At 42.7% G+C, this 13,503-nt stretch carries 12 protein-coding genes; 7 read left to right on the top strand and 5 right to left on the bottom strand.

The window, feature by feature from the left end; genetic code table 11:
* Positions 1-70: 70 nt before the first annotated feature.
* Positions 71-1,150: a M4 family metallopeptidase gene (locus F8R90_RS08945; RefSeq protein WP_196510453.1), complete on the bottom strand. Its 1,080-nt coding sequence runs from the start codon at positions 1,148-1,150 to the stop codon at positions 71-73.
* A 415-nt stretch (positions 1,151-1,565) separates the two neighbouring features.
* Entirely contained in the window at positions 1,566-2,282 is a 717-nt protein-coding gene (locus F8R90_RS08950) for a class I SAM-dependent methyltransferase (protein ID WP_196510454.1), read from the bottom strand.
* A gap of 191 nt (positions 2,283-2,473) precedes the next feature.
* Between F8R90_RS08950 and F8R90_RS08955 the strand changes: the two genes are divergently transcribed.
* Positions 2,474-3,520, top strand: a complete 1,047-nt coding sequence (locus F8R90_RS08955) for a hemolysin family protein (protein ID WP_196510455.1) — start codon at positions 2,474-2,476, stop codon at positions 3,518-3,520.
* Positions 3,521-3,704: 184 nt separating this feature from the next.
* Positions 3,705-4,901 carry a sensor histidine kinase gene (locus F8R90_RS08960; protein ID WP_196510456.1) on the top strand — a complete coding sequence of 399 codons (1,197 nt, stop codon included), beginning with the start codon at positions 3,705-3,707 and terminating at the stop codon, positions 4,899-4,901.
* Between the two features lie 121 nt (positions 4,902-5,022).
* On the opposite strand, the gene F8R90_RS08965 is transcribed toward F8R90_RS08960, so the two are convergent.
* Positions 5,023-7,293, bottom strand: coding sequence for a RelA/SpoT family protein (locus F8R90_RS08965; RefSeq protein ID WP_196510457.1), 2,271 nt, complete (start codon positions 7,291-7,293; stop codon positions 5,023-5,025).
* Positions 7,294-7,588: 295 nt separating this feature from the next.
* On the opposite strand from F8R90_RS08965, the gene patD reads away from it, so the two are divergent.
* Positions 7,589-7,942 carry a heterocyst frequency control protein PatD gene (gene patD, locus F8R90_RS08970; protein WP_196510458.1) on the top strand — a complete coding sequence of 118 codons (354 nt, stop codon included), beginning with the start codon at positions 7,589-7,591 and terminating at the stop codon, positions 7,940-7,942.
* Positions 7,943-8,191: 249 nt separating this feature from the next.
* Here the strand turns inward: patD and F8R90_RS08975 are convergent, their stop codons facing one another.
* Both F8R90_RS08975 and F8R90_RS33380 read right to left on the bottom strand, forming a co-directional pair.
* Complete coding sequence (locus F8R90_RS08975) at positions 8,192-8,335, bottom strand: TetR/AcrR family transcriptional regulator (protein WP_230966201.1); 144 nt, start codon at positions 8,333-8,335, stop codon at positions 8,192-8,194.
* A gap of 4 nt (positions 8,336-8,339) precedes the next feature.
* The gene (locus F8R90_RS33380) at positions 8,340-8,471 is read right to left on the bottom strand and encodes a hypothetical protein (RefSeq protein ID WP_269141744.1); all 132 of its coding nucleotides are present in this window, start codon (positions 8,469-8,471) and stop codon (positions 8,340-8,342) included.
* Between the two features lie 541 nt (positions 8,472-9,012).
* Between F8R90_RS33380 and cysH the strand changes: the two genes are divergently transcribed.
* From cysH to F8R90_RS08995, 4 genes are all read left to right on the top strand, one after another.
* Positions 9,013-9,738, top strand: coding sequence for a phosphoadenosine phosphosulfate reductase (cysH, locus tag F8R90_RS08980; protein ID WP_196510466.1), 726 nt, complete (start codon positions 9,013-9,015; stop codon positions 9,736-9,738).
* A 63-nt stretch (positions 9,739-9,801) separates the two neighbouring features.
* Complete coding sequence (gene sbcD, locus F8R90_RS08985; protein ID WP_196510459.1) at positions 9,802-11,055, top strand: exonuclease subunit SbcD; 1,254 nt, start codon at positions 9,802-9,804, stop codon at positions 11,053-11,055.
* Positions 11,056-11,359: 304 nt separating this feature from the next.
* On the top strand, positions 11,360-11,890 hold the full coding sequence (locus F8R90_RS08990; RefSeq protein WP_190895344.1) for a YdcF family protein: 531 nt from the start codon (positions 11,360-11,362) through the stop codon (positions 11,888-11,890).
* 335 nt (positions 11,891-12,225) lie between these two features.
* Complete coding sequence (locus tag F8R90_RS08995; protein ID WP_100898834.1) at positions 12,226-13,389, top strand: GuaB3 family IMP dehydrogenase-related protein; 1,164 nt, start codon at positions 12,226-12,228, stop codon at positions 13,387-13,389.
* Positions 13,390-13,503: the final 114 nt, after the last annotated feature.

Consider the following 13,503-nt stretch of genomic DNA (forward strand, 5'->3'; position numbering starts at 1 on the left):
TCCCAGTTTAGCAACAACAAGTAGTACATCTAAAAGTTAGAAGTTAAGAAAAAACTCCTAACTCCTAACTCTAAATAACTCCTACCTTTTGCCAAGCGTTCTGCACAGCTTTTTGCTCATGACTGTCATTACCGTAGAGTTCGCCAGCAATTTGAATGGTGACGTTGGCAGCTTTTTTAAAATCTGCTTTGGCACGCAAGCGATCGCGTAAAGCTATGTACCAAATTTTACCAACTTTTTCCCAGGCATAGCCACCAATCTCAACAGCCGCTAGATAAAAGGCATGGTTAGGGATTCCTGAGTTGATATGCACCCCAGCATTATCTTCAACACCTGTATATTTATCTTTCATATGGGCTGGTTGGGGATCTTTACCCAGTACTGGGTCATCATATGCTGTTCCCGGTGCTTTCATTGAGCGGAGGGCAACACCTTTGACAGTCGGTACTAAAAGACCTTCGCCAATCAGCCAATCTGCCTCTTGTGCAGTCTGATTTTTGGTCTTTTGTTTCACCAAGCAACCGAAGACATCAGAAAACGATTCATTCAGTGCCCCAGGTTCGCCATAATACTGTAATCCCGCTTCATACTGAGTTATCCCATGAGCTAGTTCATGCCCAATCACATCAATGGACTTTGTGAAGCGTTGAAACATTTCTCCGTCGCCATCACCATAAACCATTTGGTCGCCGTTCCAAAAGGCGTTGTCATATTTGACGCCATAATGGACGGTGGAGTCTAAACGCAGCCCCTTGTCATCAATCGAATTGCGATCGAATATCTCATAAAACAAGTCATAAGTAGCACCAGCAGCATCGTAGGCTTCATTCACTGCTACGTCGCTGCTTGGTGGATCTCCTTCACCTCGCACCAATGTGCCAGGTAGTTGCTGCCCATTTTTTGCATCGTAGATAGTGCGGCGCTTTTCACCTGGAGAAGGTGCAAATGAGATAGCACCTATGACATCTCTCCGTCCACGAAGCTGTGCCGAAACATTTAATGTATGAAAAGCCCAACTCCGCTGTTGGGGGTTGCCATTCACCACGACATTTTCCAGCATGTGGGGCGGGATAATACAACAAATAGGGCATCTAGAGTTAAATGGATGCTCATATTTAAACCCGGCTGATTTCTTTTTATTTCGAGCCATCCAAGATATTCTCCTTTTGAAACTAAGTGATGGCAAACAGTGGGTTGAACTCCACTTTTGAAACGAGCAGAAAAACGAATCTAAATCGCGTGTCCCTGGTTTCTTTATGAATAAAATTTTCTACTCTGTATTTTCGGATAGGTCTGTGGAGGATTGATAGTACCCTCACGGGTACTTTCTGATGTGGAAATATTGCATAAAAACATAAAGCAAGCTTAATTACCGCAAGTTTCAGCCAAAAACCTTGCGTGAGTTAGCAAGACCTCCTTCACAGACATAATGCGTTTATATATTAGTTCTGATCAAGAGAAATAATGTTATTTATTGCTGTTTTGTTACTATCAAGCTGTTAATGCTATAAATACCCATTAGAGACAGGTAAATCCCAAATCCAGGCATCCAAAACCTAAAATTTTTATAGCCAGCCACCAAACACCGCCAGACCATAATATTTCCAAGGTACTGCAACTGTCTTAAATCCAGCTTTGCTCAACATTTGTAAATGAGCATCCAAGGTAGCTAGCTGGTCTTGACTGGAGTAACCTTGGGTGCTGGTTGCACCAAGCTTCGCGCGAATATCTGTTAAATTAGTTCCCTGTTGAACTGACCATTCTTCTCGTGCCGCCTTATAAACTTCTGCTAAGACTGGCGATTCCGGTAAAATGGGGTCTGCATTCCAAAAACAGCCGTCTTGAGTGAGGCTAGCAGCAATTCGCTCAAATAACTTCAATTTCATCTCATCATGAAGATGGTGGATTGCCAAGGATGAGACACAGGCATCAAATTCGCTACCAATATCTAACTTTTCTGGATTATCTGCCCAGTTACCAAAGTCTGCTTGTGTACCAACCCACCGTTTTTGATATCCAGCTGCTGTAATTTTTTCTTGGGCAAATTTCAGCATTCGAGGTGAGTAATCTAAGGCAATTACTTGGGCATCTGGAAAGCGGTTAAGTATTTTGAGACTAAGTTCGCTTGTACCACAACCTAATTCTAAAACACGCCGACTTGTGGAAGGTAGACAACGGGTAATTACCTCCAACATCTCATCGTATCTGGGTAACAGTTGGCGAATACCAGTATCAAAATCAGCAGTGTTAACAAATACCTCTCCGGGAAATAGCTGTTGCATAGTGATTGGAACAAATAGACACACTAACTAATATTAATCATTGATCGCTGAAAAACTAGTGCTATAGGAACAAAGCCTTCCTGCACAATGGGCTTAAAATAGGAAAGCGGTAAACTCAGAAGATAACAAGATACCAACTCCTTTGGCTATCAGCTAACCTCAACTTTCCCTTCCCATATTTGGGAAACTATATGCTACAGCTTTTAATCATTGTGTTTGTTGTTCTTTTAGGTTCAGCGCTTTGTTCTGGTATAGAAACGGCCCTGTTCTCTGTTTCGACCCTGAGAGTCAGACAATTAGCACAATCAAATAACCGTTCAGCAGTAACGCTTTTAGCGATTCGTGAAAACATGAATCGACCTATTGCGGCTATTGTAATTCTTAACAATACTTTCAATATCATTGGTAGTATTCTCACAGGTAGTATTGCTACTCAAGTATTAGGAGATAAATGGCTTGGTGTATTTTCAGGAGTATTGACATTCTTGATTATCATCTTTGGTGAAATCATCCCAAAGACAATTGGAGAGCGTTATTGTGAGCAAATCGCCATACTCGCGGCTCTACCTGTGGCTGGACTTGCTATTGCTTTTACACCTTTAGTCTGGATTCTAGAAAATGTTACTGCACCCTTTGCCAAAGGAAAAAAACGACCAACTACGAATGAGGCTGAAATAAAGCTGTTGGCGAAGATTGGTCATCAAGAGGGAATTATCGAAAGCGATGAAGCAGAAATGATCCAGCGGGTGTTTAGATTAAATGATGTGACAGCTTCTGACTTAATGACACCCCGAATCATGCTGACATATATCTATGGGGATATGACTCTTACTGAGGCAAAAGCAAACATTATTGCGTCCCAACATACCCGAATTATTGTAATAGATGATTCTCTTGATGAAGTCATTGGATATGCTTTAAAACAGAGTTTACTGACAGCGATGATTGAAGGAAGTAATGATCAAAAAATCGCTAGTTTGACTCGAAAAGTCAACTTTGTCCCTGAGATAATTCGAGCAGATAAACTGTTGAAAAACTTTATAGAAGCTCGTGAACATCTTGCAGTAGTGGTAGACGAATATGGAAGCATCGCTGGTGTCATCACTTTGGAAGATGTGCTTGAGGTGATAACTGGTGAAATTGTAGATGAGACTGATAGAACTGTTGACTTGCAAGAAATTGCCCGCAAGAAGCGAGAAAAAATGTTGCAGTCTATGAATATTGTGAATTCAGCTTAATTCTGAGCAGCCTGAATATGATAAATAATCTGCATTGTCTCTACGCTGATGGTGCAGACTCTTTGTAATAAATCTATTACCTCTGTTTTTATCTTCTGTATCTTCTGTCAGGTGCAAACTTGACATCAGCCGTACTAATCTACCACTAGTGGAAAAGGCTTCGCTGTGTTTGGTTAGGCAAAAGATGGATTTTAGTGAGACTCTAATTGCAAAAAGTGATGCCATTCTTGATCAATGGGTAGAAGCGGTTTACCAGGATCAACAAATTGAAGCTACTAATGAACTTACTTTCAAAGCTGTACGGGATAGCTTACCCCGTGTTTTGAAAGCATTAGCAACAGTACTTTCTGAATCTGCAACCAGCGATTTGCAAACAGTAGTAGATGCAAGTTTAGAACACGGTACACTCCGGGCTGAACAAGGATTTGAACCAGCAGAAATTGCGCGAGAGTATCGTTTACTCCGGTTTGTGATTTTTTCCTTTTTGGAAGAAGATTTATTACAAGGATCTGCACAAGAGGTACTAAGGGCTGTTCGCCTGATTGATACAGTAATTGATGAAGCGATCGCTCGTTGCTTTAACAGTTATACTCAAGGACGATTACAAGAGCTTAAACAACTCCAAAGTCAATTGCGGTTGACGAACCAAGAACTAACTCGTTTGGTTCGCGCTAATAAAGATAATCTCTCTCATTTGGCTCATGAACTGAAAACGCCCCTGACTTCAATCATCGGTTACGCAGACTTATTTCTGCGCCAGCAGCGTCAACAACCAGAACTCAAAGACACCTATGCAAATCTTGAAAGTATCGAGCGAGTTCTCAAGAATGGTAGACTTCTTGTCCGGTTAATTAACGATACTCTGGAAATTTCGCGCTATGATGCCGGACAGATGAAATTGCAGCCTACTTTAACCGATGTGCGTAGTTTAATCAACTTTGTTTTAGAGATGATTGAGCCACTAGCGCGTGTTAAAGAATTATCCTTGGTTGTTGAATGCGATCGCGCCCCAAGTCAAGTTATCACAGATTCTCTTCGGCTTCAGCAAATTCTGACAAATCTGCTAAGTAACGCAATTCGCTACACAGAATCTGGTTCAATTCATTTGGAGTGCTGGACGGTATCTCAACAGCAGTGGGCTATCTCTGTTACTGATAGTGGTATTGGTATTTCTCCAGATGCTCAAGCACAAATCTTCAATCCCTATTTTCGGGAAGTAACTGCTCCCCAAGTGCAAAGTTCTGATGGTACAGGATTAGGTTTAGCAATAGTCTCTCGATTGGTTCAGTTAATGGATGGTGAAATTAAAGTAGATTCACAGCTAGGAAAAGGGTCTACATTTACAGTAATTTTGCCATTAGAAGCGATTGCTTACGTATGAATGTCGCCTTGTTACAACTCAAAATTTAAAACTTGAGAGTAAAATCGCAACTTAAACTGGTGCGTTACATTGGGTTAACGCACCCTAGCTGTTATAGGGGCACAGTATTTTTGTACTCCTACTATTCGTCAATTTGACCAACACGGCGGATATTCAAAATATCGCTCATTTTCTTAATTTGAACGAAGACTTGCTCTAGTTGAGAGCGATCGCGTATATCTATTCCTAGGTCGATCAATGCAGGTTGACCAACAGAGGTTTTCACCTGGGCATGGCGGACATTGATCCCTTGGTCACTCAAGCGTGACAAAATATCCTTTAGCACCCCTACGCGGTCAAGAGATTCAATTTGAACATCTACAGGGTAGGTGTGCGGACGACCACTATTTTCGGCGGCTGGGTTCCACCTAACTGGTACTAAGCGCTCATACTCCACAGTCTCTAGATTATGGCAGCCTTGGCGATGAATCGAAATCCCCCTACCTCGCGTTACCACACCAATAATCGGTTCGCCAGGAATTGGGGTACAACACCCAGCTAAATAATACACCAACCCTTCTACCCCAATAATTGGCGAATCACTAGAGCGGGAAGTCGTTGGAGATGCATCTCGTAAAGCTTTTGATGTAGTTGGTTCTTTGGGGATAAATGGCGGCACTGTGGAAACTGGTTGTTGTCCCTTCGCCACTTCTCGCCAACGATTTAGCACTAGGTTCAACGTAATTTCTCCGTAACCCAAACCGGCAAGTAAATCTTCCACGCTGTGGTAGTTACACTTTTCGGCGACAATCTGCATCGCATCTGACTTCAGCAAACTATCAAAACCTGTTTTACCAAGTTCCTTTTCTAACAATTCCCGTCCACGGGCAACATTTTCTTCTCGGCGCGATCGCTTGTACCATTGTTTTATTCGATATTTCGCCGCCGAACTTCTAACAAAGTTCAACCAATCCAAACTCGGATGGCAGTTCTTTTGGGTGAGAACCTCTACTATATCGCCATTGTGTAGCCGCGTTGACAGAGATACCATTCGCCCATTCACCCGCGCCCCTGAACAATGGTTTCCCACTTCCGTATGAATGCGATAAGCAAAATCTACAGTGGTAGAACCGGGGCTTAAAGGAACAACATCCCCCTTAGGGGTGAAGACATAGACATCATCTTCAAATAGATTATCTTTGACGCTATCAAGATATTCTTGTGCGTCCTTGAGATCAGTTTGCCATTCTAGCAGCTGCCGCAGCCAAGTAAACTTGTCATCTGTCGCTGTCAAATGGCTAATACTAGAACCTCCAGTTTCTTTGTACTTCCAATGGGCGGCAATCCCATACTCGGCGATATGATGCATTTCGATTGTCCGAATTTGCACCTCTAAAGGACGGCCAGTTAGTCCAATCACCCCAGTATGCAAGGACTGGTAACGGTTAGGCTTTGGCAGTCCAATGTAGTCCTTAAATCTCCCAGGAATTGGGCGAAAAGCATCATGAACCACCGCCAACGCCCGATAGCATTCCTCATTGGTTTGAACAATAATCCGCAGCGCCGCCAAATCGTAAATTTCATGAAATTCCTTTTGCTGGCGGTGCATTTTTTGGTAAATGCTATAAAGGTGCTTGGGACGACCACTGATTTCCTGAAAGTGGATTCCGGCTTGCTGCAAACGCTCTTGCAACATGTTCGTAGCTCTAGCCAATTTCTCTTCTCGCGCCGTCCTTTTTTCGGAAACATGCTCCTGCATTTGGCGGTAAGCTTCCGGTTCCAAATACTTAAAAGCCAAATCTTCCAGTTCCCATTTAATTCGCCAAATCCCCAAGCGATTGGCTAAAGGTGCGAATATATCTCGCGTTTCCTGGGCACTGCGGCGGCGGCTGGCCTCTGACATGTATTGTAAAGTTCGCATATTATGCAAACGATCTGCCAATTTCACCACAATTACCCGAATATCTTGCGCCATTGCCAAAAACATCCGCCGGAAATTTTCGGCTTGGCTTTCGGTTTTGCTAGTGAAATTGATTTTAGAAAGCTTGGTGACACCTTCAACCAATTGGCGTACTTCTGCACCAAAGCGTTCTTCTATTTCTTGACTTGTAACTTCTGTATCTTCAACGACATCATGAAGAAATCCAGCTGCTATCATAGCAGCACTGCCTCCCAAGTCATGCAGCAAGTCGGCTACAGCGATGGGATGAGCGATGTATGGTTCTCCCGATTTGCGGTATTGACCTTGATGGAGTTGGTAAGCAAATTCAAATGCCCGACCAATTAAGACTGCATCATTATGCCTTCGATGATCTTCCGCTTCGCCGTTACTTGTCGATGGCTCCTTCAAACATTTCTTTAACCATTCCGGAATGGTCAGATCAACTGATGAATTTATAGCTAGACTGCTCATACAATTGGGTTTGGATAGGATCGGTAGATAAGTGAATGATAAATAAAACTGGCAGCATCAACCTAAGAAGCTGCTGTTGCCCAGAGACGGGTAGAAAAAACAATGTAAGAATGATTCTCCAATTGCAAACGGTAGTCATCCAGTGTGAGTTTCAAGGATCATAAGCTTGAAAATCCATTGATGGCAAACAAAGCCTCAAATCAGGATTTGAGGCTTTTAGTGCTGATAAGCGCTTAAGAAAGTTTATTGTAGAAGAAAAATTACTTGACATTAATACTATCTTAACTAGCACTGGATGTCTTTAAACCGTGAGAAATATTTGGCACTCGTAACCTTACTAGAGCAATTACGCTCCGATGCCACAACTACCCCAATCGTTGCGCCCGAACTGCGACAGCGTGTAGCCTCGTTGCAGCAATTTTTCGGGCAGCAGATTGTGCCTTTGGCTGATGAAAACTGGCGAGTGCAGTCTTATCAAACAGAAATGAGCAAACAATTGCGCTTGTTGGCAATAGATGTGATGTTTTTGCAAGGAGCGCGGCAAGCATCTACTGCACAAACGAGACTTCAGACGATTAGCGATCGCTTGACCACTCTCATTCAATACTGTAATGCCATCCTGCAACCAGAAGCGGAAGGAGAAAAATAACAATTGTTCACCTTTTTCTCTAATTAATCCATCATCTCATTTACAACCGTTCGTGAAAAGTTATTTTGGTAACAAGTTGCTGTTACGCATTTAATTTGTACATTTACCTGATGACTGATGACGGTTAACTGATGACTGTTAATCGTCATCAGTCATCAGGTAACCGTCCAGAGTGTTTATATACTTTAGACGCGCATCAGCTTATTTTTTTGGCGGCATTGCATTATTGATCAAAATATCTATGTCTCCTCAAAAGCTGCCAGTATCGGGGATCGCTAAATCATCTCTCAGACTTTCTATAGTGTCTGCAACTAGTTCTTTTTTGGAAGTGTAACGCCGATAGATGGTCGTTTTGCCAATTCCAGCACGGGAAGCGATCGCTTCTATAATCATGCTTTTATATCCTATATCCTACCTCTGCAAGCAAGTCTAAGGTTGCTTGGAGCATAGCTTGGTCGGCGTGGATGATGCGATCGCATCTTAATTTTAAATTCTCTAATTGCAAAAGTACGTAAAAATACGGTTTCAAAATGATTTTCTGCCGAAAGTCATAGAAGAAAGTTAATATACACGGTTTTATCTGGATAATAAAAGTAAAAGTCCTGCTCAAAACTGAGCAGGACTATGTGAAGTTTTATTGCTAAAATTAGAAATCTTTATCTTAGAAAAAGTTCATTATTGTAATTATGCTAACGCTGGTCAACATCATTAAAGCGCCCATAATTATAGATTCATTTAAGCGATTAGGGGATTTTGAAGTGTTCATTTAAGTAAAATCCTTTTTATTAATTGTTTCTTAACCATATCAAAATCAGTATAAATATCTATAAAAGCATTGTAAAACTTAAATTACCGTAAAATTTCTTAGTAAACACTTAATTTTTTATTAAAGTATTAATTTTTACTTTAAATGGGTTATTCTCCTGATCTCCCAATTCCCTACTCGCCACTCCCCAAAATTTCGTAATTCCCGAACAGAATAAATACCTGAACTCCGAGCGGAATACGCGCCTTGATGGAGTAAAATAAATCTTAATCCAAGGTAAAAATATTTGAACAAGAAGATTATCATGACAGTCCCCACGGCATCTATAAACCAAGCGATCGCTTTTGACTTAGAAAAATTAAATGAGCAATTTGAAACTGCCACTCCTAAAGAAATACTGGCATGGTCTATAGAGAATATCCCAACGGGACTGGTGCAAACAAGCGCCTTTAACGTGGATGACATGATAATTACTCATATTCTTTACAGTGAACTGAAGCATCCCGTTCCTGTGATCTTTCTTGACACCTTGCATCACTTCCCTGAAAGTCTAGAATTAGTTGCCAAAGCTAAACAAATCTATAATCTGGATCTGCAAACTTTCAAAACTCCAGATGTAGACACCCGCGAAGCCTTTGAAGCCAAATATGGCGACAAACTCTGGGACAAAGATATTGCCCAATTCCACCACATTACAAAAATTGAACCACTGCTACGGGGTCTAGACGAACTCAACAGCGTCGCTTGGATAACTGGCCGCCGCCGCGACCAAGCAGTAACCCGTGCAAATATGCCCATATTTGAATTAGACGGTAAAGGTCGGCTGAAAGTAAATCCTATAGCTACTTGGACACGTCAAGATAGCTGGGTTTACGTGGCTGAACATGGAGTCATCTACAACCCCCTTCACGACCAAGGTTATCCCAGCATTGGCGACCAACCCATCACCACCAAAGTCGGCGAAGGCGAAGACGAACGCGCCGGACGCTGGCGGGGAAGTGATAAAACAGAATGCGGAATTCATATTTAGTTATTAGTTATTGCTCATTTGTCATTAATATTTAGACAAATGACTAAATATTAATGACAGATTATGATTAAAATCCTCCATCTCTCCGACATCCACATGGGAAGCGGCTTCTCTCACGGACGAATTAATCCCGCAACTGGATTAAATACGCGATTGGAGGATTTTGTCAATACCTTGTCTATATGTATCGACCGAGCGCTGACAGATGCTGTTGATATGGTGATATTTGGTGGCGATGCTTTCCCGGATGCTACACCACCGCCATATGTACAACAAGCTTTTGCCAGCCAATTTCGCCGTCTTATGGATGCTAATATACCAACAGTGCTGTTGGTAGGCAACCACGACCAACACTCCCAAGGACAGGGAGGAGCGAGTTTAAATATTTACCGCACTTTGGGAGTGCCAGGATTTGTTGTCGGTGACACATTAACTACTCACTGCATCGAAACCCGCAATGGCAAAGTGCAGGTAATTACTCTTCCTTGGCTGACCCGTTCTACCCTGATGACTCGCCAAGAGACTGAAGGTTCGTCTTTAGCGGAAGTCAACCAACTGTTAACGGAACGCCTGCGAGTTGTTCTAGAAGGGGAAATTCGCCGTCTTGACCCCGATGTGCCAACAGTCCTTCTGGCTCACTTGATGTCTGACAATGCGACCTTGGGCGCAGAACGCTTTTTGGCGGTGGGTAAAGGCTTTACTCTGCCCTTATCTTTGCTGACGCGACCTTGTTTTGATTATGTAGCCTTGGGACACGTCCACCGCCACCAGAACCTCAATAAATCCAACAACCCGCCTGTGATTTATCCAGGAAGCATTGAGCGGGTAGATTTTAGCGAAGAAAAAGAAGACAAAGGCTATGTGATGCTAGAACTGGAGCGGGGGAAGGCTGAATGGGAATTTTGCCCCCTAACAGTTCGGACTTTCCGCACCATTGAAGTGGATGTCTCGAAAGCAGATGATCCCCAAGCGTTGTTAATGAAAGTGATCGCTAAGTATGATATTCAAGATGCTGTAGTGCGGCTAATTTACAAACTCCGTTCCGAACAGATGGATTTAATTGACAGTTCCTCTCTGCATACTGCTTTAAGTCCCGCTCATACCTACACCATTCAAGCAGAATTAGTGAGTCAATTAGCTCGCCCCCGGATTCCTGAATTGAGTGCAAGTAGCGGCATTGACCCAATGGAAGCCTTGAAAACTTACTTGAATAACCGTGAAGACCTCAAAGACATAGCAACATCAATGCTGGATGCAGCACAGAAGTTGCTAGCAGATGATGTGGAAGTCTGGCTGGAAGCAGCAACTACTGAGTAGGATAAATGCCAATTATATTTTTATCTTCTAAATGGTCTTATCCGGCAAGGTGCTAGAACCCTTTGATGGATTGTCCGATATCGGTTAGGATAATCCATCAATTAGAGGAAAAATTTCAAGCACGCTTAATCGCGCTATAACATAAAAATCACCCAAATTTATATTTGGGCAGATTTTATAGGAGTTTGCTACTCTTCTACTATCAATTGTTGTTTTTCTTCTAGCCAGAGGAAATTTTGGAATCAGTAAAAAAAGTTATCGAGCCTTGAATAAGCTACTCTTTACAGGTAAATCTTTTCGTTTTATGGCTTTTGTCCTACCCCTAATCACGTGGTGGGGATACAAAGAAGTACAAAACCAATTTGTACAGCCGCAAGCAGTTGTAGTTTTGGGTGGTTCAACCAGACGTTTAGAGCGAGAGAAGTTTACGGCCGAATTTGTTCGCCAGCATCCAAATATACCAATTTGGATTACTGGGGGTAGTCCACCTAGATTCACCCAACGAGTGTTTACCAAAGCTGGTGTTGATCCCAAACGTTTACACTTGGACTATGAGGCCGTAGATACAGTTACTAATTTTACTACGTTAGTAGATGATTTGCAAGCTCGCGGCATCAAGAGCGTTTATTTGATTACTTCAGATTTTCATATGCGTCGGGCTTGTGTCATCGGCGAAATTATTTTGGGTAGTCGAGGTATTTATTTAAAACCAGTACCAGTTCCTTCAGAAAAACCCCCTGAATCTATCGAAAAATCTATTCGCGATGGAGCTAGAGCGATACTTTGGATAGCAACTGGTTACACCGGTGTGGATGCAGCTAAAAATAAACAGTAAATCATTAGTGGGAATTTGCATGATTTTGACTTAACTCAATACAGGCAAATTAAGACAATTAATGCCAACAATCGTGATATTAACTAAGTAATAACAGACACATGAAACTACAATTCTCCAAAAACTAGCGCAACACCAACCCTCAAACAACACAATATAAAAACCAATTAACAATTTTTACTCATTTGGTTGCTTGGTCAATACTTTGCGTCCATCAAAGTTTCGAACGGCGGCTTGGGTAACTTGAATTTATCTCTGTAGTTCAGGAAAAAAACGCCCCAACTTATCTCACAATTTGATACCCTAGCTTAAACAGATTTAAGAAAAATTAAAGCGTGGAAATTCAACTTGGGCGGGGAAAAACAGCTCGCAGAGCTTACGGAATAGATGAAATTGCTCTAGTCCCTGGTAACAGAACACTAGACCCCAGTTTGGCAGATACTAAGTGGCGTATTGGCAATATTGAGCGGGAAATCCCGATAATTGCCAGTGCAATGGATGGCGTAGTAGATGTTCGCATGGCTGTACGTTTGTCACAGTTAGGAGCATTAGGTGTTCTCAATTTAGAGGGTATTCACACTCGCTATGCAGACCCAGAGCCAATATTAGATCGGATTGCCTCTGTGGGGAAAGATGAATTTGTTGCCCTGATGCAAGAACTCTATGCCGAACCAATAAAGCCGGAATTAATTGAACAACGTATTCAGGAAATTAAACAACAAGGTGGCATTGCAGCGGTAAGTGCAACTCCAGCCGGTGCAAGTAAATATGGCGAGGCGGTAGCAAAAGCTGGGGCCGATTTATTTTTTGTGCAGGCTACGGTAGTTTCTACTGCACATCTGTCACCAGAGTCTTTAGTACCACTCGATTTAGCAGAATTTTGCCGTTCCATGCCCATCCCCGTAGTGTTAGGGAATTGCGTGACTTACGAAGTTACATTGAATTTGTTGAAAGCTGGGGCGGCTGGGGTACTAGTGGGAATTGGGCCTGGTGCCGCTTGTACGTCCCGTGGTGTGTTAGGCGTGGGTGTACCACAAGCGACTGCGATCGCAGATTGTGCTGCGGCACGAGATGATTACTACAAGGAAACTGGTAACTATATCCCCATCATTGCTGATGGCGGTTTAATCACCGGTGGCGACATTTGTAAATGCATCGCCTGTGGTGCTGATGGTGTGATGATTGGTTCCCCTTTTGCCAGAGCCGCAGAAGCCCCAGGACGAGGTTATCATTGGGGTATGGCTACTCCCAGCCCAGTGTTGCCTCGTGGCACCCGCATTCGCGTTGCCACCACCGGTAGCCTAGAGCAAATACTCGTTGGTCCAGCAGGACTAGATGATGGCACTCACAATCTTTTAGGAGCCTTAAAGACCAGCATGGGCACCTTAGGAGCCAAAAATATTAAAGAAATGCAACAAGTGGAAGTTGTGATTGCACCTTCTTTATTAACCGAGGGTAAAGTTTACCAAAAAGCTCAACAATTGGGTATGGGGAAATAGAATTGGGGTATGGGGCATGGCGCATCGGGCATGGGTAAGAAACAAGAAAGAGCGCAAAGACAAAGAAGAAACTTGTTAAATAATTCCCCCTTGTCTCCCCCTGCTCCCTCATTC

This window comes from Nostoc sp. NZL (assembly GCF_015714705.1).
GTDB lineage: Bacteria > Cyanobacteriota > Cyanobacteriia > Cyanobacteriales > Nostocaceae > Nostoc > Nostoc foliaceum_A.